This is a genomic window from Pseudoalteromonas sp. S3776 (genome assembly GCF_005886915.1).
GTDB lineage: Bacteria > Pseudomonadota > Gammaproteobacteria > Enterobacterales > Alteromonadaceae > Pseudoalteromonas.
The window spans coordinates 1-25,950 of sequence record NZ_PNCU01000038.1 but is presented as its reverse complement, the minus strand read 5'-3'; the positions used below and the strand labels follow the sequence as shown (position 1 = coordinate 25,950).

Sequence of the window (25,950 nt, the reverse complement as noted above, 5' to 3'; positions counted from 1 at the left end):
GCTTTTATTATTATGCTTTTTTAGCCAATTTATACGCTTGTTTATTTTTATACATTTGGTGATCGGCCAAATTTAATAACGTATCAAAAGGTTGCTTTTGTTTATTAGTAAAACTTTCGCCTATGCTAAGTGTCAACGCGCATACGTTGTTTTCTAATAGTGCGTTTGTATACTCAATTTTTATTTTATCAATAATATGGCTAAGCTTACTTCTATCACTGATTTGCATTACAGCTACAAATTCATCGCCCCCTAAACGCCCTACTATATCAGCCTCTCTTAAATGTGTTTTTAAGGTATTTGCTAAGAGGATTAACGCTTGGTCGCCTATTTCATGGCCATAAGTGTCGTTTAGTTTTTTAAAGTCATTTATATCAATAAACAAGCAACACACATCAAAACCTAAACGCAGCGCTAAATTAAGTTTGTGTTGGGCAAGTAAGCTAAGTGCACGGCGATTATAAATATTGGTAAGCGGGTCAAGCATGGCTATTTCGCGCATTTGCTCAAAGCTATAAATAAGGGCTAAATCGTCTTCAATTAAATCACGAAGCTGCTCTATTAGCTCAAAATATTCATCGGTGTAACTGGTTTTTTTTGAATCTTTTAAACACAAGGTGCCAAATACTTCACCTTCAGGCCAGTGAATTGGCAAGCCTAGGTAGGATTCAACGCCCTCTTCAATCACCTCGGGCATGGTATTCCACTGCGTATCGTTGCGGGTATCGCTAACATACAAAGTGTTGTTGTTTTCGGCTACATATTTACAAAATAAGGGCGTTTCTGGAGGGAGTATAGGGTTGGTTTCAAAGTGTGAGCCGCCTTCATTTGCTCTAATAACTACGCGATAGCCTTTACTAGTAGCCTGAACTATATAGCCGGAAGGAGCCGAAAAAAGCCCCGTAATCAGATCAATGGTTTTTTGCCATTTATGTAATGATATTTGGCCATCGATACCAGAAAATGCCCATTTATCTGTTTCAAACATAACTATACCTCAGCTATTTAGTGGCCTTAGTATAGCCAAATAACTATGTTTAAGGCTACTTTCTGCGGCGTTTACTTGGTGCTCTTTGCCCGGTAATGCGCTTTTTATCGCGATCTTTACGCGCTTTGTTGGTGTTTTTACGGTTATCTTTAGGGGGCTTGTTTAAATCAGGCTCGTAACCTTCTAGCCATTGTGGTGTTAAACGGGTATCAAGTAGTACTTCAATTTCTTCCAGTAGCCATTGCTCGTCAATACTTACCAGCGACATGGCAAGGCCTTGCTCACCGGCGCGCCCTGTACGGCCAATTCGGTGTACGTAATCTTCTGCTATGTAAGGTAGCTCAAAGTTTATTACGTATTTAAGCGCTGGAATATCTAAACCGCGGGCAGCTACATCAGTGGCAACTAGTACCCGCGTTGTGCCTTCTTTAAAGTTTTGTAATGCACGGTCGCGTGCACCTTGCGATTTATCGCCATGGATAGACTCAGTTTTTAAACCGTCTTTACACATTTCTTTGGCAAGTTTATCGGCCATTTGCTTTGTACGCGTAAATATAAGTACTTGGCGCCAATTTTTCATGCCAATCATGTGTGATACAAGCTCGCGCTTTCTATCTTCATCAACTGCGTAAATAACTTGCTCTACTTCAACGGCGGCTGAGTTACGTTTATCAACTTCAATCAGCTCGGGGTTTTTAAGTAGCTTTTTACTCAGCTCAAACACGCTGTCATCGAATGTGGCTGAGAACAATAAGGTTTGGCGATCGCCTGGAATGTGGCGCAAAATACGTTTTATTTCATCAATAAAGCCCATATCCAGCATACGGTCGGCTTCATCAAATACTAACGAATCAACACTTGAAAGCACCACACTGCCTTTAACGATATGATCAAGTAAACGCCCAGGCGTTGCGACTATCACTTGCGCCGTTTTAAGTGCTTTAATTTGTGGGCCAATACTTGCGCCGCCATACGCTAAAGCGCCTTGGATATTGCTGCCTTGAGCGTATTTTTCAAAGCTTGCAAATACTTGCTGAGCAAGCTCACGTGTGGGGGTTAAAATAACCACTCGGGCTATACCTGGCTCATCTTTTTTTGGTGTATTTAAAAGCTTATGTAGTAGTGGTAATACAAAGGCGGCTGTTTTACCTGTGCCTGTTTGCGCACTGCCCATTACATCGCTGCCCGCTAATATGTGCGGAATAGTTTTAACCTGAATGGCGGTAGGCGTGGTGTAATTATTTTGCTCAATTGCTGTTAGTAATAACGAATCGAGTTTTAGAGATGAGAACGATGTGGCAGACATAGGCTTAGCTTTAAAATAACAAAGAGCGCCATTATACCTGAGCTTTAGTAATAAAAAAGGCGCTATAAATAGCGCCTTTATTTAAAATAAACTTTAAGCCGGTTTTAAGGTGGCTTTTCGCTCATTATAAAACGCGATTAAGTCATCAACCGTTGCTTGGCAGTATTCACGAATACCCGACACTACCATGTGTTTTTCACCAAAACCGACTTTTTCGCCGTTTTCTAATAGGTCAAAGCGCAAGGTAATTTTGCCGCGCTTACCTGTGTACTCAAAACTTGGCTCAGCAAACTCAAGCGTTGGCGCTTGAATATCAATGTTATCAAGATTAATGATCATCGACTCGTAAATAACCATAGGGCGCGCTGGGTTAATCATTACATCTTGCTTGCCCATTAGCGGAATAATTACATGCGGAAATGCAGCACCAGAAAATTCAACATAGTTTTTTATTAAGCTATTTGTAAGTGTTGGGCACTTGCTGGTTTGGCCTTCGCGTTTTACCTTTAAAATTACTTTGTCGCCATTGGTTACATCAAACTCATCAGCCCCTTGTGGGAAATTAAGTTTAGTGTTTTCGTCAACCATACCGGCAAAGGTAAATTCCATTCGCTCACTTATACCGTAGCGGTCTAATACTAAAGAAAAAAGTAAGTCTCCTGGCGCGCAAAACTTTTTGGCATCTTTATCATGAAGTGGGTTGTAATCATCGGCAACGCACTTTGCGAAACGACACCCTTGCTCACGAGAGATAGAAACATAGTCAGCATGCTGCTGAAAGTAAGGACTTAACATAGATTGTTCACTGCTTAAACTGCTTATAACCTGCCCATACTACCAGAAAAAATTTAAAGAGAGGTCGAATCACTTACAAATTCATACAATTAACTTAAGGGTAAATATTGCACATACCTGTTTTAGTTAGTAATTTAGGTACCAAACTTAAATAAGGGACTAATTATTATGTTACGTGTTTTTGCAGCAATAAGCGTATTCACTGCTTTAACTGGATGCTCAAACGTGACTTTTCATACCGATATAGATAACGATGTTTTATCTGAGGAAATTGGTACGTACGTTAAAAAACGAGATTTACAACAGTTTTATAGCGACCAAGAAGCACACGAAAGTGGCGCCACACTTTTAGGCCGAATTGAAGGCAAAAGCTGCAGTGGAGATGGTAGAGGCAACAGTAGTATAAGCTATAATCGCTCTAAATCAGAGTCTATAGATTTACTTAAAGCTGATGCAATGCGCAGAGGTGCTAACGCCTTTACTATAAATTCTTGTCGCGAAATATCTGTATCGTATTGTGACCTGTCTGTTTTATGCAGCGGACAGGCCTACGACTATTAATAAATTATATATTAAGCGCAAAACTAAGTAGTACGCGCTTTCCTGACTCAATTTTAGAAACGCTGTGCTCGTACTTGTCGGGCCTAAATAGATACACGCGGTTAAACCAATTAATAATGCATTTTGAGCATTTAAAAACCCCACCCGCTTTGGGTTTTACGAGTACAAAATTAAGTTTGTAGTAACGCCCTTGCTGCACGGGGTCTATATGGTTCATTACGCTGTGGTTTGTAGGGTAAGTAACTAGGTTTATTGAAAAGGCATTACTGCTAAATAAAGCTTTGTTTTTTACAGGTGCAATCATGCTGCCTCCTTTTAATTTACATGCAGCATTGTAGCATTTGCTAAAGCGCCACTGCTTGCGCTAAACAATATCAAAACGCGATGACATATAGCCAAACAGCCTGAAACAAAAAAGCCGAGCTTAATTAATAAGCTCGGCTTTTTATAAAGTATAACTAAAGATTATGCATTTGGGTATGTGCGGTACGCACGCTCAATATTTTTAGCCTGCTTTTTAGAAATACCTAAATGAGCAAGTGCAACACGTAAACGCGCACGTGATAAGTCTGAGCCTAAAATTTCCATTGCATCAAGCACTGAGGTAGACGATGTTTTACCCGTGATTGCTACAAATATTGGCTCTAAAAAGTCTTTAATTTTAAGCTCGTGGAATGTAGCAACTTCTTTTGCAATGGCAAATATAGCTGGCTTATCAAAACTACGTAAACCTTCAAGCTGCCATACAAAAAACTGTAGCGCTTGGCGTATTACGTTTTCGTCAGCTTTGCCCGCTGTTAACAGTGCTGGGTCGTAAGTTGGAATGCCGCCTACAAAGTGGCCTGCTAAGTCAACCATATCCGAAAGCGTATTAATGCGCGTTTTAGCCTCTGGTAATACTTTAGCTAGCATTTCGCCATTAAACTTCCAATCAACAAAGCGCTGTACAAGTTCTTCATCTGTTAGGTTTTCGCGGATCCACATGCCGTTTAACCAGCTTAATTTTTCCACATCAAATACTGGGCCGCCAAGTGATACACGCTTCATGTCGAAGTGTTCAATCATCTCATTTAGAGTGAATTTTTCACGCTCATCTGGCATTGACCAACCCATACGGCCTAAATAGTTAAGCACGGCTTCTGGTAGGTAACCCATTTCTTTATAGTAATTAATAGACGTTGGGTTTTTACGCTTAGAAAGCTTTGATTTATCTGGATTACGTAATAATGGTAAGTGGCCTAATACGGGGGCTTCCCAACCTAAATCTTGGTAAAGTTTTAATAGTTTAGGTGCTGAGTTAATCCACTCTTCGCCACGGAAAATATGGCTTATTTGCATGTGGTGGTCATCCACTACGTTTGCTAAAAAGTACGTAGGGAAACCATCGGCTTTTAATAGCACTTGCATGTCTACGTTTTCCCACGGGATTTCAATTTCATCGCGTAGGTAGTCGTTAAACTTAAAGGTGCCTTCGCTAGGTATTTTCATGCGTATAACATAAGGCTTACCAGCAGCTAAGTTTGCTTTAATTTCATCTTCTGTGAGGTTTAAACCACGACCGTCGTATTTAGGGCGCAGACCTTGTGCCATTTGCTCTTCGCGCATTTGGTCAAGCTCTTCGCTGGTTGCAAAACAATAAAACGCTTTACCTTGCTCAACTAATTGGTGCGCGTATTTTTTGTATAAATCGCTACGCTCAGATTGACGGTAAGGGCCAAATTCGCCGCCTACATCAGGGCCATGATCCCACTCAAGACCTAACCAACGCAGGCTATCCATAATCGCTTGTTCTGACTCTGGCGTGCTACGAACCTGGTCTGTATCTTCAATACGAAGTACAAACTCGCCGCCTTGTTGTTTAGCAAAACAGTAGTTAAATAACGCAATATAAGCGGTGCCAAGATGCGGGTCACCTGTTGGAGATGGGGCAACACGAGTACGGATTGTCATGATAATGTCTCTTTTAATAAGTGAGATAAAAATTAAGGGGGTCGTTTAAGCCGCTACTTTGTTTAAGTAAGCAATAATATCGTTAGATTCGTACAGCCACTCTACTTGGCCATTTTTTTCTATACGTAGGCATGGCACTTTAATTTTGCCGCCTTGCTCTAACAGCTCTTGACGAAATTGTTGATTGTTTTTTGCATCACGCGTTTCTATTTTTAAGCCTTCGCGCTTAATTGCACGGCGTACTTTTACGCAAAACGGGCATGCTTTAAATTGATAAAGTTTAAATTGTGAGGTTTGCTGATCAAGCTGTGCTTGCACATCGCTTGCACGCTTTTTACTGCGAGGAGTAAATACAAAATTAAAGAATAAAATTATACAACCTAAAAACCAACGAACGAATTTCATGTTTGTGCCTGCCTACAACAATTTAAGGAGCCAGATTTTAGCACAAATTTACAATCAAAAAAGCTCAATACTATTATCGGTGGTCACTTCTTCATTTACCTCAAGCTCGCTATAAGCAGTCACTTTATTACGGCCGCTATTTTTAGAATGATACAGCGCCATGTCGGCTTGGTGCACTATGCTAGATACAGTATCAATACTTGCCAGCTCTAAAAAGCCAATGCTAATTGTAAGCTGCCCAACTTGCGGAAAGGGGTACTCAGCAATATTTGAGCGCAAACGGTTAAGTGCTATATGCGCTTGTGCCTCAGTTTTGGTTTGAAATAGTACCGCAAACTCCTCGCCACCATACCTAAATACGTAGTCTTCTAACCTAAAGTTATTTTTCAGCAGGCGCGCCACAAGTAAAATAACCTCATCCCCTATGACATGGCCGTAATTGTCGTTTACGCGTTTAAAGTGATCGATATCTGCAATGGCTAAATACCATCGTCGCTTTTCGTTTGTATCATCACGGGGTAATAAAAAGCCTTTGCCTGAGACAATTTCGATCACTTTTTTATCAAAGGTTTGTCTATTTAAAAGCTCGGTTAAGGGGTCTAAACGCGATTTATGCAGTAGCCCTAGCTGATTGGCATAAATATTTAAAATATGCACGGCGAGCATTGTGGTGGTTTGCGCTAACTCTGTTGTGGTTTCTATTAGTAATATGCCAATTACTTTTCCAAAGTAATACATTGGCACATACGTTGTTACTACACCTAAGGCACGGCTTACTCTTATTTTGTTTTGGGTCACTTTATTAAGCAGCGCTAACGCTTCGTTAGACTCTAATACTTCAAGGCGAGTGTCGGTGTTTATAAGCGTAGGCGGTAATTGCGCACTAAAGTGTTTATTAATATAAATAGCAAAATTTTCAACTTCGAGCAGGTCGCCAATAATCTGTACTAATGATGCATCTAAATCACTTTCTTCTTCTTGCTGAGTTAGATTGATTATCCATTCGTGCCCGCAATTGTTTGCCTTCATTAGTTTACCTAAACTGTTTTAACTTCAATCAGTTTAGACAAAACTATCAACTTTGCTAAATAATTAACCAATACTTTTGAATTAGGGCGCATTCACCTATGTGGATTAAAGTTTGTTTTACTAAGCACTATAAAAAACTAAAGTAAAACTAAGTCGTCTCTGTGTAGCACCACAGCACCACTATCAAAGTCGAGTAGCTCGCCTATTTGCTCTGAGTGAGCACCTTTAATTTTATTTACTTCAACTTGGTTAAAGCGCGTTAACCCTCGTGCAATAACATGGTTATTGGCGTCTATTAAATCGATTAAGTCGCCACGCTCAAAACGGCCAAACGCATTGGTTATGCCTTTGGCTAATAGGCTTGCCCCTTTGTTTTGTAGTGCAACAATAGCGCCTGCATCAATCATAATTTGGCCGGTACTTTTAGGCCCAGCCATTAGCCACTTTTTACGGCCATCTTTTGGTGCAGTAAGCTTTAAAAACCGCGTACCGGGTAATTGCTCGCTCATACATTTTAAAATAACATTATTGCCAGCGCCTTTTGCAATAATAACTTCAACCCCTGCGCGCCTTGCTACGTCGGCGGCTTGTAGTTTTGTGGCCATACCGCCGGTGCCTAAATTTGTACCGCTACCACCAGCCAGTTGGCGTAATTCATCGTTTATATGGGTTACTTCATCAATTAGTTTTGCATCCGTATTGGTTCGCGGATCGCTGGTAAATAAACCTTCTTGGTCGGTAAGTAGTAATAGCTTGTTGGCATTAGCTAAAATAGCCACAAGCGCCGATAAATTATCATTATCACCTACTTTTATCTCGCTAGTTGCTACTGCATCGTTCTCATTAATAATAGGCACCACATCGTGGCTTAATAACGCATTTAAAGTGTCGCGCGCATTTAAATAGCGTTCGCGGTCATCTACGTCGGCACGGGTAAGTAACATTTGCCCTACGTTAATACCATACAAGGTAAATAAGCTTTGCCAAATATGTATAAGCTGGCCTTGCCCAACGGCTGCCAACATTTGCTTATCTATTAGGCCGCGGCCACAGGGTTTAATTAGTTGTTCGCGCCCCGCAGCAACCGCGCCACTTGATACTAATATAACTTGGTGGCCTTGCTTTTTTAGTTCGCTACATTGGCGAACCAGCTCAACCATATGGGCTTTGTCTAATTTATCGGTGCCGCCTGTTAGTACACTTGTGCCAAGCTTAACAACAATTACCTGTTCCCTACGCATTATTATTTACTATTAAAATTAAAGATAAATAAACTTATACCAGCTCGGTATTTTTGAACAAGTTAAAATTATTCATGCTAGGATCAGCGTTAATTTAATTTGATAAAATTTCATTTATGCCAGCTAGTTTATGCCTAATTATTGCTACCTTTTTATGGGGCAGCTCCTTTATTGCGCTTAAGTATGCTATTGCCGTTTACGACCCTGCATTAGTTATATTCTTACGCATGTTAACCACCTTAGTTTTATCGCTTTGTTTATGGCGCTATGTAATTCGGTTTGAGTATTTAAAAGGCGATTGGAAGTACTTATTAGGTATGTCGCTGGCTGAGCCTTGCTTGTACTTTTTGTTTGAAGGCCACGCAATGGAATACACCTCGGCCTCTCAGGCGGGAGTTATTGTTTCGTGCTTGCCTATTATTGTGGCATTGATGGCGTTTTTTATGCTTAAAGAGTATATCAGTAAAGCCATTGTGATTGGGTTTACCTTATGTATTGGCGGCAGTATTTTACTTACTTTGCTTTCACCCAATACTGATCAAGCCCCTAATCCATTATTGGGTAACTTTTTAGAACTTATGGCCATGGTATGCGCGGCGTTTTACACCATTAGCATTAAGCACTTGGCCAATCGTTACTCGCCGTTAACGCTCATTGCTTTACAAGGCATAAGTGGTAGTGTGTTTTTTGCACCGTTTTTGTTTTTTATCGACTTACCAAGCGAAAACCAGCATGACCTAGCCGCCCTTATGAGCATTTTGTATTTAGGCTCGTGCGTCACCCTCGGTGGCTATGGCATGTATAACTATGCAATTGGCAAAGTATCAGTGTTAACTGCTGCGGCTTACTCAAATTTAATTCCTATTTTCACGCTTATTTTATCAGCCATCATTTTGGGTGAAGTGCTCGATTTTTGGCAATGGGTGAGTATATTTATCGTGTTTGTTGGTGTAATGATAAGCCAGCGTCATCAAGAGCTGGTGGTCGACATACCGCTTAACGAAGCTGGTGATGACCCCATCAACTCAGCCGATACAAGCCATCTTAAATCAGTGCCCGATGCCAACGAGTCAAAAGGGTAACAGGTTAATAAGTAAAGCCCAGGCGTTTGTAAAAACGCCTGTTGGGATTGATGAATAACCTCAACCCCCTTCACTTTATAATGCTGAATTACGCCATTTTGCAACTGCAGCGTAAACGTTTCACCCACTTTGGTGTGTTGTAAAAATGCAAAGTGAGTGTCGTTGTGACCCGCTATTAACGCACCGCCTTGTGCATCGCCAAGCTTTGCCCCCGGCAAAAAGTGGCTTGGTGCAAATGCTAAATTACGACCACTTGCCCCAGCTAAAACGCTAAGCGTTTTACTGTACTTAGGCCAGCTAAGCTGCGCTGTAACAAAGGTATCGGCGTAAAACCACGGTTTAACGCGAGCGTTTGGCGTAATAAGGGCCTCTTGCCAGGCCTGCTCTATTAATACTTGTGCAAGCCATGCCTTAGCTTGCATATAAGCACCATGAGAAAACAACCCCAGCCCGGCGATTAATAAGCCTGCACTTAGCCACTTATTCATTTAAATGCCCGAGTTAATTTTACCGCGCCGAACCCGGCTAACAAAATACAGCCCAGCAGGATGTAAAGTCGGCTCTGTCCATCGGTTTGCGGTAATCGCATAGCTAGCCCTTGTGGCACTGCGTTTTTAGCTAGTGCAGTTTGCTTTGCAGGCTCGTTAATTTGAGTGTGTTCAATAGCTATAAAGGCCGTAAATGGGCTAAGTAATTGATGCGTGAGCGCAAGCCCTTGCACCTCATTTTTAACTGTCTGCCGGTCATTATACAAAAGCAACGATTTAATTTTTTGGCGCGCCCACAGCTTATCAATCCCTTTTGCGTTTGCGCTATTTTGTGCGCTTAGTTTTATATTCAAGGGGCCTTGAGCGGTTTGCCCATTAAGCGTAATTCGACTCGTATCGTTTAGCTTTATAGCCACCATTATTGGCTCGCCAAAATATAAATCGGGCAAGGGGGAAGGCCAAAAATCTAAACTAATACCACTTTCATCGCTTAGTGCTAAATTAGTGATAGCTGGGTGAGCAAGCTTATCAAATAACTGCTGCATTTTAGGCTGCACTTCATGTGTGCTACCGATAAACGTAAACGATCCTTTGCCTATATCTGCAGCGCGGCGCATAAAAAAGCTATTAGGTGCACTACCAATACCGACAGTAAATAAACGGCTGTCGCCCAATTTACGCTGAATATTATTAAATAAGGCGTCTTCATTACTTACACTGCCATCCGTTAAAAATACCACTTGGCGTACAAAGCCTTCAAAACTGCTACCATCAAGGACAGCATCAAGGGCACCTTGTATTTCGGTGCCGCCATCCGCCTCTAAGTTATAAATAAAGCGCTCAGCGCGGCGCAAATTAAAATCGCTGGCAATGAGGGGTTTATCGCTCATGGGGGTAACCACGTTATCAAAGCCAATAATGTTAAAGCTGTCGTCGCTATCGAGTAAAGAAAGCGCATAAAACAGCGCCTTTTTAGCTTGCTCCATAGATTGCCCGTGCATAGAGCCTGAGGTATCTACAACAAACACCATTTCACGTGGTAGGCGCTGCGTTTGCGTAAAGTGATCAGCTGGTGGCATTAGCATAGCAAGTCCGTATCGGTCGCCATTTTCAAACTGCTGAGTAAAAAATGCCGCCTGAGCGCTTTCTTTTTGTAGCGGTTTAAACTCCAGCACAAAATCGCGATTTATGGCTTTTTGCTCATTTAAAGCAACCGTATATTGACCAAATGCTGGGTTATGAATGTCTACGTTATGAAATTTAGAATTTATTTCTACCAGCTCCAGCCCTACGTCTATGTCTATATTTAAGCTAAATTTGCTATCGGGTACATCCTCTTGGCTTTGCTCTGAGCTTTGTATGTTGTAAACAGGGTTTAACCAGCCGCTTGGTGCCTGATTTAATACGGTTTTGTCGGTGTTACTTTGTCCAACTTCACCGCTAATTGCATGATAGCGCGGCGTAATAGTTGTAGGAAAACGAACCGCAAATGTACCACTGCTGTAATTAATAATTTCTTGATACTCAAGCTCAACAATAACCTGCTCGCCAGGGCCTATATTTGCCACATTAGTAATAAACATATTCGCGCGCTGCTGGCGTACAAGCGCGGCTTGCTTGCCAGCCTTTTTTGCCGCTTGGTATTTTTTTTCGGCCTCCACTTTTTTATCTATTTGACCTTTAATGACCCGCTCACCTATGCGCATCGTCATTGCATGAACGGCGCTTTCATCAGGCAGCGGAAACACATAACGCGCATTTACCGCAAATGGATTATCGTTTTGATAAGTTTGCTTAACGACCACATGGTTTATTAGGCCGGTTAAAGTCATGTTTGCGTCACTTTTTAAAATAATGGCTGGCGCTACAGGCGCACCGCCACTGTCAAAAAGTTCAAGCTTGGGCGACTGTGCCTGACTATTAAAACTAACCAGAAGCACACTCACTAAGAAAATAAAAATGCTTACTTTAGTAAGCATTTTGGTTGGGTTACTCAACATAAAATCACTCCATCGAACGCTTAACTTTACTCAAATAAAAATGGCTTTAGTTACTTGCCGTTTGGCCATTTACCGGGTTTATTGAGCGAGTAGTCAGTGTTACGCGTCTATCAAAAAAGTTATCTTCAACTGTGTTGCTATTTGCTAATGTATGCTGCTCACCAAAGGCCTGCGCACTTAAACGTGTATGGCTAATACCGTGCTTTATAAGGTAACTTTGCACTGCGTTTACACGTTTTTTAGACAATAAAAGATTCGCTTGCTCATCACCGCGCTGATCGGCAAAACCACTTAAATCTAACGCTAGTTGCGGCTGGTTTTTTAACAGCACCACAAGCTGGTCTAACTGGGCAGCAAAGTGCGGGGCAATAACACTTGAGCCTGTTTTAAATTGTACTGTCATGGCAAGTAAGTTATTTATTTGCGATTGTGTTAGCTGCTCATTTTGATTAGTGAGTACATCTAACTGTTGCTCAAGCTTATTGTTGTGATTAAGCACGTGCATGTAGTCGCTGGTTTTTTCCTGCATCAGCGTAATCGCGCGCTGTTGCTGGGCTATTTTGTCATCGGCCACTTTTGAATCACCAATTAAGCCTCCGGCAAATGCGCCAATAAAGGCACCAATTGGCCCACCAACGACACCACCAATAATGGCGCCTGTACCTAAGCCAATGGCGGTTTCTTTGTGTGCTTCTTTAGAAGGGGTGTTAGCGGCTGACGCAAATGCAGGTGTACACACACTGGCTACTAGCGTTAATGCGATTAATGTCTTCTTCATGATGTAATCCTTAAACTTGTTTTAATTTGTGATGTTTTGTTTTGATGGTTGTATTAAAACAACTGCAAGTGGCAACAAAGGGGAGCAAAAATGGCAAAGTACTGAGCAATTGTGGCAAAAAAATGGCAATTGCCTTTTTAACCGTACATAGCTGAAAAACTTCGATATAGTGCGTTTTAAAATAAATAAGGGTGAGTAGAATGAAAAAAATAGCCATCATTGAAGATGAAACCGCCATCCGCGAAAACTATATTGAAATGCTTAGCGCTCAAGGTTATCAAGTAAGTGGTTTTGCTGATCGCGTCAGCGCAGAGAGCGCATTTAAAGACGCCCTACCTGATTTAGCCATTGTTGATATTGGTTTAGGCCACGAAATTGACGGCGGTTTTTTACTTTGCCAAACTTTGCGTACGCTTTCTAAAACACTGCCTATTATTTTTTTAACTGCACGCGATAGCGAAATAGATACCGTGTGTGGCCTGCGTATGGGCGCCGATGACTACCTAACAAAAGATATTAGCTTAGCCCACTTGGCTGCGAGAATAGGCGCGCTATTTAGACGCATGGAAGCGCTTGAACAACCCGCCGATGCCAATGCATTAATTACACGCGGCCCGCTTAAACTCGACACCCAGCGCATGCAGGTATTTTGGCAGCAGCAATTGGTTGATTTAACGGTGACCGAATTTTGGATGCTGCACTCCCTTGCGCAGCGCCCAGGCCATGTTAAAAGCCGCAACGATTTAATGAGCGATGCAAAAATTTACGTAGACGACAGTACTATCACCTCACATGTAAAACGCATTCGTAAAAAGTTTATGGCACTTGATAGCCACTTTGACTGCATAGATACCGTGTACGGTATGGGCTACAGGTGGGAGCAACGCTAATGTTACGTTTTGGCCTACGCAGTAAATTTATACTTCTGTCGTGCTTTTTGTTTTTACTGCCGTGGCTTGGTTACGAGTACGTGTGGGAAATGGAAAAATTTTTACGCCAAGGCCAAGAAAAAACCCTCGTAGGCACCACACGGGCGCTCGCCACCGCCCTGCATGAGCGCCCAGCACTGTTTGATGAGCAAACCAATTTTTTAGACCAGGTAGTAAAAGGGCGCGACTTATATGCGTACAATCTTAAAAACGCCATTCAACTTGATGGCAAGCTGAGCGACTGGCAAAGCTATCAACCACTCTTTTGGCATTACGATAAACGTTATTTACAAAAAGCAGGCAAGAAGCATAAAGCTGAGGATTTATCGTTTGATCATATGGTTGGCAAGTTTGATAGCTATTTATATGCTGTGTTTAAAGTAACTGACGATCATCTTGTATACCGTGCTAAAAATAGTTTAAGCATTACGAATAACGACCATTTAATAATTGGCCTAAAAAACCCAAGCGGCGATTTTAATACGTACATTATTGCCCCACGCCAAGATGGCTGGGTAAATGCATTTAATGCGACTACCAAAACACCGTTTACAAAAATTCAGGGCTATTTTATGCGCACTGAATCGGGATATAACGTAGAGCTGCGCTTCCCCATTAATATGCTGGGTAACAAGCTAGGCTTTGCCGTGGTCGATATCGACACAAAAAAAGCGCCGTTTGATTCTAAAACAATGTCGACTTCTAATTTAAATAACCCCAGCGATTTAGGCTCGGTATTGGTGCCCTCACCCGAAATTAATCGAATTTTAAAAGGTATGGGCCACAGCGGCAGCCGTATTTGGGTGGTTGATAACCATCATCGCGTATTAGCGCAGTCGGGCACAATTCAAAATGCCGATGGCGTATGGGCCGACGGGCTCAAAAACCAGCCGCCTAAAAATGCTTGGCAGCGCTTTGAGCAAACGTATTTACACCCACTTTATTATAAAATTTTAACTCGCCCCGAAAACGAGTTTTTAGATACCCTACACGATGTCGCTTCAATGCAAGGTACGCATTTAGCTAAAGCTCTCAAAGGGCAACCAGCGTCGTCTTGGCGGTTAACCCCCGACAGGAAAGCCGTTATTTTATCGGCGGCTTACCCTATTTGGATTGACGACAAAGTCATTGGCGCAGTCATCGCTGAGGAAACCACTAACGGTGTACGCACACTGCGTAATAAATCGCTCGAAAAGCTCTTTAACGTTATTTTAGCGGTGATGCTAATTGGCACCGTGACGCTGTTCTTTTTTGCCTCGCGTATTTCGAGCCGTATTAGACGACTGCGTGATACCGCAGAGCAAGCCATTGACGCCCAAGGGCGCATTACCGGCAGTATTAATTACAGCGACTCAAACGATGAAATTGGCGACCTTTCACGAAGCTTTGCCAATATTGTTGGCCGATTAGGTGGGTACACTAACTATTTAGAAAATATGTCATCGCGGTTATCGCACGAACTGCGCACGCCAGTGGCTGTGGTGCGCTCATCACTTGAAAACTTACAAAGCCTGCCACAAAACGAGCTAAGCCAAAAATACTTAGAGCGCGCCAGTGAAGGGGTTGAGCGCTTAGGTAAAATAATAACCACCATGAGCGAAGCCACACGCCTTGAGCAAAGTATTCAAAGCAACGAGAGCGAGCCGTTTGATTTACAAAAAGTCATTAATGGCTGCATGCAAGGCTATCAGCTTACTTACCCTGAACAATTATTTGAGCTTGATGTATGCCAAAACCCTTTACCTATGCAAGGAGCTCCCGAATTTATAGCTCAGCTACTTGATAAGCTTATTAATAATGCGCTGGAATTTAGTGAAGCCAATACAGCTATTAATGTAGGCCTTAAGCAGAGCGAAAATAAAGCAATATTAACAGTGAGTAATACAGGCCCCGTACTGCCTGAAGGGCTAACTGAGCATATTTTTGATTCTATGGTGTCGGTGCGTAGTCAGCAAATGCAGCAACAACCACATTTAGGGTTAGGGCTTTATATTGTAAGGCTAGTATGTGATTACCATAAAGGCAGTGTCACTGCGCAAAATAACGAGTGCGGTAATGGCGTGGTATTTAAAGTAACCCTGCCTTTACAAAACTAGGCTGTGCATAAAGTAGCGCCCTGCTGAGTCGCCCTTATTTTTTGCACAGTGATTACAATTTACTACAACTTAAAATGTAACTATTCACTTTTAATTCAGTCGAACAGCCATACCCTGAGCGCTAATTAAGGAGAATAGATCATGAACAACCCACTTGAGCGTGAAGAGATCGAATTTATTTTTGATTTATACAGGCCCCAAGAGCAAGCACCTAGCTTACCTTCAGAGCCTGTCACCTCTACATATAAAAACTTACGACAGCCAGAACAAGTTAAAAACGAAGGCGTGTCTGAATACCTCAGCTAGGGTATTGCCTATTGCGTTGCTTGCTCGTGTTGTAAAAACGCTTTGATGCAGTTTATTTCTGCCAGCTTTACCTCTTCGCCTATTTCTGGGCCTTTTTTGCCATTTTTTAGTGCAGTTTGCACTACCTGCTTTTTATCCAATTTTTGTAATTCATTAAAAATTGCACGCAGCTTAGCTCCTTGCGGATAGGGCTTATCTACGAGCGCTTCTCCGCGCCCTTGCGCATCACACTGGCATGCCTGGGTAAACGAAATAAACCGCTCAGGGTGCACTAAAGCATTAAAATTAGTGACAATTAATTTATGAATCGTTTGTGGCCTTAATTGCTCAAGCGTATGGCATAAGGTGTGATTATCGCTGGTGAGTACGCCAATATCGCGAAAGCGGTTAGGCACTTTTAAACGCTCACAAAACTTTTCTACTACGGCTACCCCTTCGCGCTCATGGCCGCGTAAATTACCGCGTTTTTTATAGCTCAGTGCCTTGCCAAAATCATGAGTGAGTGCCGCAAACCGTGTTTCTAAATTAAAGTTTAAATCGGCAGCGCGCCTAAGCACCAACATAGTATGAACAAGCACATCGCCTTCGGGGTGGTGATTGGCAGGTTGCGGTACACCGTCCATTTGCTCTATTTCAGGGAAAATACCTAAACCATGCAGTGCTTGAAAATACAGTTCTGGGTGTTTTTCACCCAGTGCTTTTTCGGTTTCAAGCCATACGCGTTCGGGCACTAAATGATTAAGCTCACCTTTGTTTTTAAGCTCGCGCATTAGTGCATACGTACTTGGGTGAATACGCCACTCACTTCCGTAACGCGCCAAAAAACGCGCTATGCGTAATACCCTTACAGGGTCTTCTACAAAGGCCTCTGTGGTATGGCGCAATATTTTATTGTGTAAATCGCTTTGGCCATTAAAAGGGTCAATAACGGTGCCGTTTTCATCGAGCGCCATTGAGTTTATAGTTAAATCGCGCCTTGCAAGGTCTTCCTCGAGCGTAACATGAGGACTGGCGTCTACCACAAAGCCGGTATAGCCTTTACCACTTTTTCGCTCAGTGCGGCCCAAGGCGTATTCTTCTTTTGTTTTTGGGTGTAAATAAACCGGAAAATCACTTCCTATAGGCACAAAACCAAGCGACTCCATAGTTTGGGGTGTTTCGCCTATAACAACATAATCGTTATCTTTTGATGCTATATTAAGGAGCTGGTCGCGTACCGCGCCACCAACAAGGTAAACTTGCTTAAGGTTGTGTTTCACTGTTTATCCTAATCACACTGGGTGGTTATTTGATATCGATCATACCATTAAAATAGCCATTGTTTGCCAAGCTTAAGTAAGCTCATTACAATAGCGCTTTATTTAAAGCCGCAGCCTTATACTCAATGAAAAATCATTCATCAAAAAAAGAACTTATGCTACTGCCTATATTACTTGTGGTTATTGTAATGTGCGTGGCGGGACACTTTTTACTACAGGCTAACTTTCAAGATAGCAACATGGTTGAATACATGTTGGCAGCGCTGCCCTTTGCGATGTTTACCCTAGTTATTGTGGCATTTAAAATGGCAGCTAAAAGCGAAGCCAATGAGCAAAGCGAGCAAGACTCTTAATTTTACTGTTAAAGAATATAATACCCAAACCAATCAGGCTTTATTGGCTGAGCATGCCCACTTGGCGTAAGCTTGATATTTAATTGGCTGTCGAGTAAATCTATAGCAAAGCAGTCATCTACATCATGTAAATCATCTTTATGAATATGGCTAAGGCCTGCAAGCAAATCGCTTTTAGCGCGCTGCTTGGCCTCTGCTGGGCTACCGGCAACATACAAGGCAAAGTCGTGTTGCTCTGCCATAGAGTCGCTTCTGTAAGCGCCTAAATTAACAAAATACAACTGCTTATTTTGCTCAACGTAAGTATCAACGACTTCTACTTTATAACCGTCGATATGGTTAACTGCCATGTAGCTGTCCATATGCACATTGTTTTTATCGCCCACCCATTGGCTTTTTAGTTTTGAGTAGGTTTGCTCAATGCTTTGACCTACAACAAAGCGAATATCGTGCATTTCTATGTGGCAGCCTTGAATTCGCCCGCCTAAATACACCATAAATAACTGCATTTAATTACCTTACTTTTAAATTACACTAAATTATCGACATCAATATTGTGTTTTTTTATTAATTTATAAAAATCCGAACGATTACGTTTGGCAAGTTTTGCGCCTTCGGCTACGTTACCACCGGCCATTTTAAGGGTGTTTATTACATAATCGCGCTCAAACTCTTTTTTGGCATCGTTTAAAGAAAGCGGCTCTGCACTGGCTTCGTTTGAATTAAGTGCGTTTAACACTAAGTGCGCAGAAATTACCTCGCTGGCGCTTAATGCGACCACTTGCTCTACAACATTTTGTAACTGGCGAATATTCCCAGGCCAGTCGTAACGTACCAGTGCATGCATGGCATCGTTTGCAAAGCGCTTTTCTTTTTGGTTCATACGTTTAGCAATACTTGCGCTAAAGTGTTGGGCAAGCAAGCTTATATCTTCGCGGCGCTCACACAGCGGCGGCAATTTTAAATTAACAACATTTAGTCGGTAGTATAAATCTTCCCTAAATTGTTGATTGCTAATCGCATCGGGTAAATTTTTATGCGTGGCCGATACAATACGCACATCAATAGGAATTTCTTCTTGAAAGCCCACCGGGCGTATGGTTTTTTCTTGTAGTACACGCAGTAACTTAACCTGTAAGTTAAGCGGCATATCGCCAATTTCATCTAAAAATAAGGTGCCGCCTTGCGCTTGCTGAAACAAACCTTGGTGATCTTTCACCGCCCCTGTAAATGCGCCTTTTTTATGGCCAAATAATTCTGACTCTAAAAGCTCCCCAGGCACTGCGCCACAGTTAATAGCCACAAAAGGCCCTTCGCTTACATGGCTGTGTTGATGAATCGCCTGAGCCAGCAGCTCCTTACCTGTGCCGCTGGCGCCAGAAATAAGCACATTTACTTGGGTTGGCCCCAGTAACTTTACTTGTTCAAGGAGGTGCAACATAGCGCCACTGCGCGTGACTATATTACTTTTTTGGGGCGATTCTTCTGCGTTTACGCCATGTATTTCAATGGCTTTGGCTAGGCTGTCAAAAAGCTCGTCTTTATCTACCGGTTTTGTAATAAACGCAAAAATACCTTGTTTTGTCGCCTCCACCGCATCGGGTATAGAGCCATGCGCTGTCATCATTATAACTGGCAGCGCTGGGTAGCGGCTTTGTAATTGGCGATGTAAGGCCATGCCGTCCATTTCGTCCATACGCAGGTCAGTTATAACTGCATCAAACACGTGGCTTTTAAGAACTTGCAATGCAAGTATGCCGCTTTCACAGGTAGTTACTTCATACCCTTTAGACTCTATTCTTAGTGCGAGTAATTTAAGTAAACTTGCATCATCATCAACTAGTAATACTTTTGCACCTTGTGGTGTGTGTGTTGTCATGATTACTGCTCCTTCGTGTCTTCGCGTAGTAATAACTGTTGCTCTATGGTGGCTAAAGACGATAACGTTTGCTGCATTTTGTCATTTAACGCCTGCTGCTCTTTTAGCGCATTTATTTGCCGCGTAACATGCTGCTTTTGAAGCCATAAATATTGTTTAATAGGCTCTGGCCAAAAGTAGGCTAAATCGAGTTTTTGCAAGCGTGCCATTACCTCTTTGGGTGCGCTTGAAGTGTTAATACACATGTATTTAAAAAAGCGTTTTAGCTCTTTCTCACCTAAATAAGTGTGCAGGCTTGGTTTTACTTTAAAACCACCACATTGATTAGCATGCCATGCAATAACACGTGCTGCGCTGGGGTAAACGGGGTCACTTTTAGGACGCTTTTTAGGATTTGGCACCGCATTTTTTGCAGGCGCAACCTCCTGTGACACAGCTGCTGTTTGTGTGTTATTTGTTGCACACCCAGCTAAAATAACCGCACTACTGAGCACACATAAAATAGCTATTAAACGCGTACGCATGCTATTAAACTCCTTGATTAATTAAAGGTATTTTTATTGTAAATAAGCAGCCTTTGGGTTGGTTATGCTCAACACTGAGCTGACCTTGTAACTGCTCAACCGACTCTTTTACTATGGTTAAACCTAGGCCACTGCCTTGCAGCGTAACATCTTTATTATGCTTACCTTGGTAAAATGCGCTGAATATTTGGGTTTTTTCTTGCTCTTTAATACCACAACCTTCATCGCGCACTTGTATTGTTAGTCGCTTTTGCTCAAGCGCTAAGGTTACATCAACGCTTTGCCCTGTATTTGAAAACTTTAACGCATTAGAAATGAGCTGAATAAGGGTCATTTCTATTAGCTCTGCGGGTAATGCAAGGGGCTGTTTTATTATGCTGTTGTGCCAATTTAGACGTTGCTGCTTAGCCGTTAAACGGTGCTCAAAATGGCTGTTTATTTTATTTATTAAATTACCAAATTCGACCTCGCTAACACTGTCTTTACTGGTTCTGATAGCGTTATAACTAAGTAAGCTGTCAATCATAGTGCGCAGGCGCACCATAGATTGGCTAATAAGCTCAAGCACAGCTTGCTGCTCTTTTGTAATGGGCCCCACTATTTCATCACGAAGTAAATCAGTGCCCTCGACCATTGAAGCCAACGGCGTTTTAAGCTCATGGGTTACATGACGTAAAAAGGTATCTTTTTGTTGCTCGAGCATATGTAGCTGCTCTTGCACCCATTGTAGTTTTTCGCCCAACTCCACCAGCTCACTGGAACCTTGCACCGCTATTTTTTGCTGCCAGTGGCCTTGCCCTAGTTTACCTATTACCGAGGTAAGCCCTTTTAAACGTTTGCTTATGCGCCACAAAAAGCCCCCGCCCACCAGTAAAGTAAGCGGAATAAGCGCCACTAACCAGTTAATAAACGAGCTTTGCAAAGTGCTTAGCTCATTTTGATTATTTTGAATTTGCGCCGCATTTGTATCACGCAACCACACTGTAAGCTCAGCTACCAAATCGCTAATAGGCACAAACAATGCTGCATCTTGTTGGTTGTTTTCAATTAGCGCTTGATGAGTACTTCGTAAGGTTGCTGCTAAGCGGCGCCATTGCATAGTGTATTGCCCAGAGGTACTTTTTTGGCTGAGCGTGTCGATTGTTTGTAAGGAGGATTGCCATTTTTCGTTTATTAGCGTGTCGAGCGACTCGCTTTTTAAAACCCAATTTTGGCGAGTAGCTCGCTCTAGGCTATTTAACTCTTGCTTTAAAAAATTGAACGACTTAGTAACTTGGTAATTATTACTGACAATAAGCTGGGTAACAGCGAGCTGTTTGTTTAACGCATTTAAAAAAACAATCACCACTAAACTAAGTGGCAGTAACGACAGCAGCATGCTAATAATAAACTGACCTATTAAGTTAGGCCGCCAATTGAGCATTGCACGATACTTTTTAGCCAACGTTACAGGCATTATCATTTCCTTTTATTATTTTAAGCGCCCTATTTTAGTCACTTACCTTATACTCTCGCTGAATCAACTTCTATATTTAACCCAATATATCCACCTGTTGCCATTTAGCAACATGCTAACCCATTGATAACTATGTTAAGTACAAAGAGTACGCACCGTCTGTTGCAAAAATAACACACATTTAAGTAAAAAATTCCGACAAGCGCTTCATAGAAACCATAAGCCATTGATTTTAAACACTTATTTAAATTGGCACTATTTTTGTAATAGTGTGTGCAACTTTAATCAATAAGGAAATTAAATGAACAACCGCTTTTTAGTAATTTTACCCATGCTGGCTTTTGGGTTTATGGGCACAGATGCAATAGCTATGGACGTTCAAGCTACATTTAATGAGCTAGATAAAGACAGTAACGGCACACTTAGCGAATCAGAAGCGGGTGAAGATGCCGTACTACACGAAAACTTTTCACAAATAGACACTAACCAAGATGGTCAGTTGTCATTAAGTGAATTCAAAAAGTTTATTCAGTAAATTCATTTAATAAGGAACATGATTATGAAACAACTTATCGCAGCATTTGCATTAATGTTTTTAGCCATTAGCGCCACGGCTTTAGCCTCTTCTGTCAACATTCGCTTTGCTCATTTAGACAAAGATATGGATGGAGCAGTATCACTTGCAGAAGCAAAGCAAGATAAAGAAGTAATGAGGCAATTTGCTGATTTGGATGAAAATGAAGACAAGAAAATTTCTAAAGAAGAGTTTCAAAACTTTAAACCATAATTAAGTTTTACTTAAGCTTTTACCTAGTAAAGTAGGTTTCAAAAGCATTTGCCATAATCCCTGAGGGAATGTGTAAACGGATTTATTGTTGGGAAGTTAAATTATGGCAAGTGCTTTTTTTATTAATCTACAAACACTGTATGTTGGAAGGAAAACCATGAAGTGTGTTTTTTTTAGCGTTATCGCTATTACCATGATCAGTTTTAATGCTGTTGCATTAGATGTTAAACAGCGTTTTGATCACCTTGATGCCAATAAAAGCGGCTTTTTAACTGAAGACGAGTTAGAGCCTCAGCCTCAGCTACTCAGCACCTTTACCCGCTGGGATAAAAACCAAGACAAACAAATCTCGCTTCTTGAGTTTAAAGACTATTTAACCAATAACCTTTACTGAGTAGTATAAATATGAAGACCGTAAGCTATTTAGCGCTTGTTGCGCTGGGCCTTTTTAGCGATGCAACCCTTGCCCAAAGTACAGAAATTGCCGATAAATTTGAAAAGTTTGACCGTAACCACGATGGCTTTTTAACCCGCTCTGAAACCGCCATTGACCCCGCTCTATGGTCGCGTTTTTCAAGTTATGATAAAGATAAAGACGGCAGACTTACCCTTTCTGAATATGGCCTATACGCCAGTAAGTAACTCTTTTTATATGCGTAAGCGCTAAGTTTTTAACAGCCCTTACGCTTTTAAGCTATCTACCTCAACATATTGGTATTCTAAAAGTGAGTTTGCTAGTGTTATTTTACTAACAATAAAAAATAACTAACTTATGCAACTTAAAAAACTTTTCAACCCACTATTGCTTGCTGGTTTATTTGCAAGCTGCACTAGCATCGCTCAAACGCAGGTTATTTATAACGCTAACGGCTATACGCCTTTGTATCAAGGCGGTATACACACATTTTCCACTTTAGTAATTAAAAACGGCAAAGTCGTAAAAACTGGCGATGATACGCTTAAAAACACCTTTCCAGATGCCACACTCATTGATGCCAAAGGCAATACGTTGCTGCCAGGGCTAATTGACGCCCACGGCCATGTGATCGGCCTTGGCGACAATCTATCGCAACTTGATGTGCGTGGTGCTAAGTCGGTTGAGGAAATAACCGCAAAGTTAGAACAATTTGCGAAAAATAAACAAGGTTGGCTATTAGGCCGAGGCTGGAACCAAGAGCTGTGGAGCAACACGCGCTTTCCTACCGCTAAAGACTTAGATAAGGTCGTTAATGACCGCCCAGTGGTGCTTTCGCGCGTTGACAGCCATGCAATTTGGGTTAATAGCAAAGCCTTAGAGCTGGCCGGTATTACCGCAACCACTCAAGCGCCTGATGGCGGCGAAATAATTAAAGATGAATTTGGTAATCCAACCGGTATTTTTATAGATAAAGCAGAATCGTTAATTACCCAGCATATGAGCGCCCCTTCAAAACAAGCTATAAGCGACTCGTTAGATGCCGCAGGCGCCCATTTACTTAGCTTAGGTATTACCTCTACTCACGATGCCGGTATTGATAAAACAACCTGGGAAGTTTATAAAGCGCGCAGCGAGCAAGGTGATTTACCACTAAGAATTGTCGCTATGCTCAGTGCTGCCAGCCCCGATTTAGAGTACATGCTTAAAGCGGGGCGCTACCAAGACGCTGAGTCGTTTATGTCTATTCGCAGTGTAAAAGTGTATGCCGATGGCGCATTAGGCTCTCGCGGGGCCGCGCTCATAGATGACTACGCAGATAGAAAAAACCACCACGGCCTGATGCTAGAAACCCAAGCCAAGTTGGAAGAATTATTTACTTTAAGTTTTAAAAATGGTTTTAGCGCGAATACCCATGCAATTGGTGATAAAGCCAATAAAGTGGTGCTGGATGCCTATCAAAATGTGTTTAAGCAAACGGGCGGTATGTTACTGCGAAACCGTATTGAACACGCACAAATTGTCACCCCTGATGACATACCACGTTTTAAAGCACTAAAAATAATTCCATCTATGCAACCTGTGCATGCTACCTCCGATATGCATATGGCTGAGCAGCGCTTAACCGATGAACAGCTACAAGGTGCGTATGCATGGCAAACATTTTTAAAGCAAGACTCTGTGATTGCTGCAGGCTCTGACTACCCTGTGGAACTAGCAAACCCCTTTGATGGTTTGTATTCTGCTATTACCCGTATGGATCATAATAAGTTGCCTGAAAACGGTTGGCGCGCCGCTGAAGTGCTTAGCCGCGAACAAGCCCTAAGAGCATTTACACTTGGGGGCGCGTATGCAGCGCACCAAGAGTTTAAAATAGGCAGCTTAGAAAACTCAAAGTGGGCAGACTTTATTTTAGTAGACAAAGATTACTTTAAAGTCCCTGTGGATGAGATTTATAAAACACAGGTTTTACAGACTTGGATTGCTGGAGAATTACGTTTTAAAAAAGAATAGCTTACAAAGTAGGCGCTTTTTTAAATAAATGAATTTATTATGAATATTTACTAAAGTAATTAAAAAGTATGTCGATAACTGGGGGAATTTAAAAACCTCTTATGTTTCAGGAAGAAAACATGTTATCTAAAAAAATATCTCTTACTTTATCGACTCTTTTTACTTTATCACTTTGTGCATGCTCTACTCACCCAGTTTACAATGGCCACGCACCTCATAATAATATTGGCCACCATAACGCACACAGCCGCTATTCAGACGTTCATCAACCACGTGTAAATAACTGGCAGTTCCCTGAAAACAACTACCGCCCTATTAACAGCAGCAAATTACTAAGTAACTACACAGAACAATTGGCAATGAAGCTAATTGAAAATATGAACTACATCAACAGTGGTACCCCTGTTGCAATTACATCTTTTGTGAATTTAGATGACAATTTACAAACCACTAATATATTTGGTAATCATCTAGCTGAAAGCTTTATTACTGAAATGCAGGAGTTTGGTTTGTCTGTGGTTGATTACAAGCACACCGGCGCGGTGCATGTAACCCCATTAGGTGACTTCTCGTTTAGTCGCAACGGTAAAGAAATTAAAGGCTACCCACATATCGAATACACTTTAACAGGCACTTTAACTTACACTAATCGCGGTGTAATTGTTAATGCTCGTATTATTGGCGCTAAATCTAAAGTGGTGGTTTCATCTGCGAAAGGCTTTATTCCAAGTTTTATCGTTGAGTCACTCTACCCAACACGCAGAACTGATGGTCTTTTATTAGACGCAGTGCTTTAAAATAAAAAAGGGTTAACTTAAACGTTAACCCTTTTTTGAATTTTTAACTTCTGGCTTCTTTTACTTTCGGCTCTCGGTACAACTTTATTAGGTGATACACATTGACCACTGCTAATAAACCATTGGTAAGCGCTACAGGCACCGCGCCAATAGCCACACCATATACCGTAAATACGATACAGCCAAACATATTATACCAACGCAACTTAACTACATCGGTCATGGTTAACGATGCAACCAATAAAGCTGATGCAATATAACCTAAATATTCCCAACTCAATTGTTCTCTCCTACCCTTTAGGTTAGCATTACACTAATGCTAACTTGTGGCACTTCTCAGTGTTGCAACGTTTAATACCAATGCGCAATAATACTCAATCATTTTGCGGGGCTAAACGTGTCGCTACCTGCGTTAAAAAATTCTCATTTAGAGCAACTAAATAGCGAATTTTTTGCCTAGCTAGACTACGTTTTCCCAACCTCAAAATAGATCACATAATTAAGCGCATTGGT

29 protein-coding genes are annotated in these 25,950 nt (G+C 41.7%); 12 read left to right on the top strand and 17 right to left on the bottom strand.

What is annotated here, in order from left to right; genetic code table 11:
- Positions 1 to 10 precede the first annotated feature (10 nt).
- The 3 genes from CWC16_RS14340 to CWC16_RS14330 form a co-directional block, all read right to left on the bottom strand.
- Positions 11 to 988: a sensor domain-containing diguanylate cyclase gene (locus tag CWC16_RS14340; protein ID WP_138542009.1), complete on the bottom strand. Its 978-nt coding sequence runs from the start codon at positions 986 to 988 to the stop codon at positions 11 to 13.
- A 55-nt stretch (positions 989 to 1,043) separates the two neighbouring features.
- Positions 1,044 to 2,294, bottom strand: coding sequence for a DEAD/DEAH box helicase (locus CWC16_RS14335; protein ID WP_138542008.1), 1,251 nt, complete (start codon positions 2,292 to 2,294; stop codon positions 1,044 to 1,046).
- 93 nt (positions 2,295 to 2,387) lie between these two features.
- The gene (locus tag CWC16_RS14330; protein WP_138542007.1) at positions 2,388 to 3,089 is read right to left on the bottom strand and encodes a DUF3581 domain-containing protein; all 702 of its coding nucleotides are present in this window, start codon (positions 3,087 to 3,089) and stop codon (positions 2,388 to 2,390) included.
- Between the two features lie 168 nt (positions 3,090 to 3,257).
- Here CWC16_RS14330 and CWC16_RS14325 point away from each other — a divergent pair, with 168 nt between their 5' ends.
- A complete protein-coding gene (locus CWC16_RS14325) occupies positions 3,258 to 3,650 on the top strand; it encodes a hypothetical protein (RefSeq protein ID WP_138542006.1) in 393 nt (130 codons plus the stop codon).
- Between the two features lie 4 nt (positions 3,651 to 3,654).
- On the opposite strand, the gene CWC16_RS14320 is transcribed toward CWC16_RS14325, so the two are convergent.
- The 5 genes from CWC16_RS14320 to proB all read right to left on the bottom strand — a co-directional run bounded on the left by CWC16_RS14320 (position 3,655) and on the right by proB (position 8,275).
- The gene (locus CWC16_RS14320) at positions 3,655 to 3,954 is read right to left on the bottom strand and encodes a 2OG-Fe(II) oxygenase (RefSeq protein WP_138542005.1); all 300 of its coding nucleotides are present in this window, start codon (positions 3,952 to 3,954) and stop codon (positions 3,655 to 3,657) included.
- 161 nt (positions 3,955 to 4,115) lie between these two features.
- Positions 4,116 to 5,600 carry a glutamate--tRNA ligase gene (gltX, locus tag CWC16_RS14315; protein WP_138542004.1) on the bottom strand — a complete coding sequence of 495 codons (1,485 nt, stop codon included), beginning with the start codon at positions 5,598 to 5,600 and terminating at the stop codon, positions 4,116 to 4,118.
- Positions 5,601 to 5,645: 45 nt separating this feature from the next.
- A complete protein-coding gene (locus tag CWC16_RS14310; protein ID WP_004586118.1) occupies positions 5,646 to 6,005 on the bottom strand; it encodes a glutathione S-transferase N-terminal domain-containing protein in 360 nt (119 codons plus the stop codon).
- A gap of 54 nt (positions 6,006 to 6,059) precedes the next feature.
- Positions 6,060 to 7,034, bottom strand: a complete 975-nt coding sequence (locus tag CWC16_RS14305) for a GGDEF domain-containing protein (protein ID WP_138542003.1) — start codon at positions 7,032 to 7,034, stop codon at positions 6,060 to 6,062.
- A 137-nt stretch (positions 7,035 to 7,171) separates the two neighbouring features.
- Positions 7,172 to 8,275, bottom strand: a complete 1,104-nt coding sequence (proB, locus tag CWC16_RS14300) for a glutamate 5-kinase (protein WP_138542002.1) — start codon at positions 8,273 to 8,275, stop codon at positions 7,172 to 7,174.
- A gap of 116 nt (positions 8,276 to 8,391) precedes the next feature.
- Between proB and CWC16_RS14295 the strand changes: the two genes are divergently transcribed.
- A complete protein-coding gene (locus CWC16_RS14295; protein ID WP_138542001.1) occupies positions 8,392 to 9,357 on the top strand; it encodes a DMT family transporter in 966 nt (321 codons plus the stop codon).
- Here CWC16_RS14295 and CWC16_RS14290 read toward each other — a convergent pair.
- The 3 genes from CWC16_RS14290 to pdsO are packed head-to-tail and all read right to left on the bottom strand — an operon-like array spanning position 9,246 to position 12,623.
- Positions 9,246 to 9,845, bottom strand: coding sequence for a class GN sortase (locus tag CWC16_RS14290; protein ID WP_138542000.1), 600 nt, complete (start codon positions 9,843 to 9,845; stop codon positions 9,246 to 9,248). The two genes, CWC16_RS14295 and CWC16_RS14290, sit on opposite strands and share 112 nt — an antisense overlap.
- Positions 9,842 to 11,845: a marine proteobacterial sortase target protein gene (locus tag CWC16_RS14285; RefSeq protein WP_138541999.1), complete on the bottom strand. Its 2,004-nt coding sequence runs from the start codon at positions 11,843 to 11,845 to the stop codon at positions 9,842 to 9,844. Before CWC16_RS14285 ends, CWC16_RS14290 begins: the two co-directional genes overlap by 4 nt.
- Before the next feature lie 46 nt (positions 11,846 to 11,891).
- Positions 11,892 to 12,623, bottom strand: coding sequence for a sortase-associated OmpA-like protein PdsO (gene pdsO / locus CWC16_RS14280; RefSeq protein WP_138541998.1), 732 nt, complete (start codon positions 12,621 to 12,623; stop codon positions 11,892 to 11,894).
- Positions 12,624 to 12,823: 200 nt separating this feature from the next.
- Here pdsO and pdsR point away from each other — a divergent pair, with 200 nt between their 5' ends.
- The 3 genes from pdsR (at position 12,824) to CWC16_RS19895 (ending at position 15,954) form a co-directional block, all read left to right on the top strand.
- Positions 12,824 to 13,513 (top strand): proteobacterial dedicated sortase system response regulator, encoded by a 690-nt coding sequence (gene pdsR, locus CWC16_RS14275; protein ID WP_138541997.1) that lies wholly within the window; start codon positions 12,824 to 12,826, stop codon positions 13,511 to 13,513.
- Positions 13,513 to 15,648 carry a proteobacterial dedicated sortase system histidine kinase gene (gene pdsS / locus CWC16_RS14270; RefSeq protein ID WP_138541996.1) on the top strand — a complete coding sequence of 712 codons (2,136 nt, stop codon included), beginning with the start codon at positions 13,513 to 13,515 and terminating at the stop codon, positions 15,646 to 15,648. The genes pdsR and pdsS overlap by 1 nt, the downstream gene beginning before the upstream one ends.
- 141 nt (positions 15,649 to 15,789) lie before the next feature.
- On the top strand, positions 15,790 to 15,954 hold the full coding sequence (locus CWC16_RS19895) for a hypothetical protein (protein ID WP_171037665.1): 165 nt from the start codon (positions 15,790 to 15,792) through the stop codon (positions 15,952 to 15,954).
- Positions 15,955 to 15,962: 8 nt separating this feature from the next.
- On the opposite strand, the gene CWC16_RS14265 is transcribed toward CWC16_RS19895, so the two are convergent.
- Positions 15,963 to 17,213 carry a multifunctional CCA addition/repair protein gene (locus tag CWC16_RS14265; protein WP_138541995.1) on the bottom strand — a complete coding sequence of 417 codons (1,251 nt, stop codon included), beginning with the start codon at positions 17,211 to 17,213 and terminating at the stop codon, positions 15,963 to 15,965.
- Between the two features lie 125 nt (positions 17,214 to 17,338).
- Between CWC16_RS14265 and CWC16_RS14260 the strand changes: the two genes are divergently transcribed.
- Positions 17,339 to 17,566, top strand: a complete 228-nt coding sequence (locus CWC16_RS14260) for a hypothetical protein (RefSeq protein WP_055017322.1) — start codon at positions 17,339 to 17,341, stop codon at positions 17,564 to 17,566.
- An 8-nt stretch (positions 17,567 to 17,574) separates the two neighbouring features.
- On the opposite strand, the gene CWC16_RS14255 is transcribed toward CWC16_RS14260, so the two are convergent.
- From CWC16_RS14255 to CWC16_RS14240, 4 genes are read right to left on the bottom strand one after another with little or no spacing between them, the layout of a single operon-like run.
- Positions 17,575 to 18,075, bottom strand: a complete 501-nt coding sequence (locus CWC16_RS14255; protein ID WP_138541994.1) for a DUF1543 domain-containing protein — start codon at positions 18,073 to 18,075, stop codon at positions 17,575 to 17,577.
- A 20-nt stretch (positions 18,076 to 18,095) separates the two neighbouring features.
- Entirely contained in the window at positions 18,096 to 19,445 is a 1,350-nt protein-coding gene (locus tag CWC16_RS14250; RefSeq protein ID WP_138541993.1) for a sigma 54-interacting transcriptional regulator, read from the bottom strand.
- Positions 19,446 to 19,447: 2 nt separating this feature from the next.
- Entirely contained in the window at positions 19,448 to 19,969 is a 522-nt protein-coding gene (locus CWC16_RS14245) for a hypothetical protein (protein ID WP_138541992.1), read from the bottom strand.
- 4 nt (positions 19,970 to 19,973) lie between these two features.
- Positions 19,974 to 21,425, bottom strand: a complete 1,452-nt coding sequence (locus CWC16_RS14240) for a sensor histidine kinase (RefSeq protein ID WP_138541991.1) — start codon at positions 21,423 to 21,425, stop codon at positions 19,974 to 19,976.
- 301 nt (positions 21,426 to 21,726) lie between these two features.
- Between CWC16_RS14240 and CWC16_RS14235 the strand changes: the two genes are divergently transcribed.
- The 6 genes from CWC16_RS14235 to CWC16_RS14210 all read left to right on the top strand — a co-directional run bounded on the left by CWC16_RS14235 (position 21,727) and on the right by CWC16_RS14210 (position 25,437).
- Positions 21,727 to 21,960 (top strand): EF-hand domain-containing protein, encoded by a 234-nt coding sequence (locus CWC16_RS14235; RefSeq protein WP_004586103.1) that lies wholly within the window; start codon positions 21,727 to 21,729, stop codon positions 21,958 to 21,960.
- 24 nt (positions 21,961 to 21,984) lie between these two features.
- The gene (locus tag CWC16_RS14230; protein WP_055017316.1) at positions 21,985 to 22,212 is read left to right on the top strand and encodes a hypothetical protein; all 228 of its coding nucleotides are present in this window, start codon (positions 21,985 to 21,987) and stop codon (positions 22,210 to 22,212) included.
- A gap of 157 nt (positions 22,213 to 22,369) precedes the next feature.
- Entirely contained in the window at positions 22,370 to 22,606 is a 237-nt protein-coding gene (locus tag CWC16_RS14225) for an EF-hand domain-containing protein (RefSeq protein WP_024033183.1), read from the top strand.
- Between the two features lie 11 nt (positions 22,607 to 22,617).
- Positions 22,618 to 22,854: an EF-hand domain-containing protein gene (locus CWC16_RS14220; protein WP_138541990.1), complete on the top strand. Its 237-nt coding sequence runs from the start codon at positions 22,618 to 22,620 to the stop codon at positions 22,852 to 22,854.
- Between the two features lie 130 nt (positions 22,855 to 22,984).
- Positions 22,985 to 24,640 carry an amidohydrolase gene (locus tag CWC16_RS14215; RefSeq protein WP_138541989.1) on the top strand — a complete coding sequence of 552 codons (1,656 nt, stop codon included), beginning with the start codon at positions 22,985 to 22,987 and terminating at the stop codon, positions 24,638 to 24,640.
- Positions 24,641 to 24,759: 119 nt separating this feature from the next.
- Positions 24,760 to 25,437 (top strand): FlgO family outer membrane protein, encoded by a 678-nt coding sequence (locus CWC16_RS14210; RefSeq protein ID WP_138541988.1) that lies wholly within the window; start codon positions 24,760 to 24,762, stop codon positions 25,435 to 25,437.
- Positions 25,438 to 25,480: 43 nt separating this feature from the next.
- On the opposite strand, the gene CWC16_RS14205 is transcribed toward CWC16_RS14210, so the two are convergent.
- A complete protein-coding gene (locus CWC16_RS14205) occupies positions 25,481 to 25,717 on the bottom strand; it encodes a YgjV family protein (protein ID WP_138541987.1) in 237 nt (78 codons plus the stop codon).
- Positions 25,718 to 25,950 lie beyond the last annotated feature (233 nt).

What these genes read in the sequence shown, in the direction of transcription:
- CWC16_RS14220 (WP_138541990.1), top strand. Translation starts at nt 22,618, where the DNA reads ATGAAGACCGTAAGCTATTTAGCGCTTGTTGCGCTGGGCCTTTTTAGC.
- CWC16_RS14320 (WP_138542005.1), bottom strand. Translation starts at nt 3,954, where the DNA reads ATGATTGCACCTGTAAAAAACAAAGCTTTATTTAGCAGTAATGCCTTT.
- CWC16_RS14285 (WP_138541999.1), bottom strand. Translation starts at nt 11,845, where the DNA reads ATGTTGAGTAACCCAACCAAAATGCTTACTAAAGTAAGCATTTTTATT.
- CWC16_RS14310 (WP_004586118.1), bottom strand. Translation starts at nt 6,005, where the DNA reads ATGAAATTCGTTCGTTGGTTTTTAGGTTGTATAATTTTATTCTTTAAT.
- CWC16_RS14325 (WP_138542006.1), top strand. Translation starts at nt 3,258, where the DNA reads ATGTTACGTGTTTTTGCAGCAATAAGCGTATTCACTGCTTTAACTGGA.
- CWC16_RS14215 (WP_138541989.1), top strand. Translation starts at nt 22,985, where the DNA reads ATGCAACTTAAAAAACTTTTCAACCCACTATTGCTTGCTGGTTTATTT.
- pdsS (WP_138541996.1), top strand. Translation starts at nt 13,513, where the DNA reads ATGTTACGTTTTGGCCTACGCAGTAAATTTATACTTCTGTCGTGCTTT.
- CWC16_RS14340 (WP_138542009.1), bottom strand. Translation starts at nt 988, where the DNA reads ATGTTTGAAACAGATAAATGGGCATTTTCTGGTATCGATGGCCAAATA.
- CWC16_RS14210 (WP_138541988.1), top strand. Translation starts at nt 24,760, where the DNA reads ATGTTATCTAAAAAAATATCTCTTACTTTATCGACTCTTTTTACTTTA.
- CWC16_RS14240 (WP_138541991.1), bottom strand. Translation starts at nt 21,425, where the DNA reads ATGCCTGTAACGTTGGCTAAAAAGTATCGTGCAATGCTCAATTGGCGG.
- CWC16_RS14235 (WP_004586103.1), top strand. Translation starts at nt 21,727, where the DNA reads ATGAACAACCGCTTTTTAGTAATTTTACCCATGCTGGCTTTTGGGTTT.
- CWC16_RS14305 (WP_138542003.1), bottom strand. Translation starts at nt 7,034, where the DNA reads ATGAAGGCAAACAATTGCGGGCACGAATGGATAATCAATCTAACTCAG.
- proB (WP_138542002.1), bottom strand. Translation starts at nt 8,275, where the DNA reads ATGCGTAGGGAACAGGTAATTGTTGTTAAGCTTGGCACAAGTGTACTA.
- CWC16_RS14245 (WP_138541992.1), bottom strand. Translation starts at nt 19,969, where the DNA reads ATGCGTACGCGTTTAATAGCTATTTTATGTGTGCTCAGTAGTGCGGTT.
- CWC16_RS19895 (WP_171037665.1), top strand. Translation starts at nt 15,790, where the DNA reads ATGAACAACCCACTTGAGCGTGAAGAGATCGAATTTATTTTTGATTTA.
- gltX (WP_138542004.1), bottom strand. Translation starts at nt 5,600, where the DNA reads ATGACAATCCGTACTCGTGTTGCCCCATCTCCAACAGGTGACCCGCAT.
- CWC16_RS14230 (WP_055017316.1), top strand. Translation starts at nt 21,985, where the DNA reads ATGAAACAACTTATCGCAGCATTTGCATTAATGTTTTTAGCCATTAGC.
- CWC16_RS14255 (WP_138541994.1), bottom strand. Translation starts at nt 18,075, where the DNA reads ATGCAGTTATTTATGGTGTATTTAGGCGGGCGAATTCAAGGCTGCCAC.
- CWC16_RS14335 (WP_138542008.1), bottom strand. Translation starts at nt 2,294, where the DNA reads ATGTCTGCCACATCGTTCTCATCTCTAAAACTCGATTCGTTATTACTA.
- pdsO (WP_138541998.1), bottom strand. Translation starts at nt 12,623, where the DNA reads ATGAAGAAGACATTAATCGCATTAACGCTAGTAGCCAGTGTGTGTACA.
- pdsR (WP_138541997.1), top strand. Translation starts at nt 12,824, where the DNA reads ATGAAAAAAATAGCCATCATTGAAGATGAAACCGCCATCCGCGAAAAC.
- CWC16_RS14290 (WP_138542000.1), bottom strand. Translation starts at nt 9,845, where the DNA reads ATGAATAAGTGGCTAAGTGCAGGCTTATTAATCGCCGGGCTGGGGTTG.
- CWC16_RS14250 (WP_138541993.1), bottom strand. Translation starts at nt 19,445, where the DNA reads ATGACAACACACACACCACAAGGTGCAAAAGTATTACTAGTTGATGAT.
- CWC16_RS14225 (WP_024033183.1), top strand. Translation starts at nt 22,370, where the DNA reads ATGAAGTGTGTTTTTTTTAGCGTTATCGCTATTACCATGATCAGTTTT.
- CWC16_RS14330 (WP_138542007.1), bottom strand. Translation starts at nt 3,089, where the DNA reads ATGTTAAGTCCTTACTTTCAGCAGCATGCTGACTATGTTTCTATCTCT.
- CWC16_RS14260 (WP_055017322.1), top strand. Translation starts at nt 17,339, where the DNA reads ATGAAAAATCATTCATCAAAAAAAGAACTTATGCTACTGCCTATATTA.
- CWC16_RS14295 (WP_138542001.1), top strand. Translation starts at nt 8,392, where the DNA reads ATGCCAGCTAGTTTATGCCTAATTATTGCTACCTTTTTATGGGGCAGC.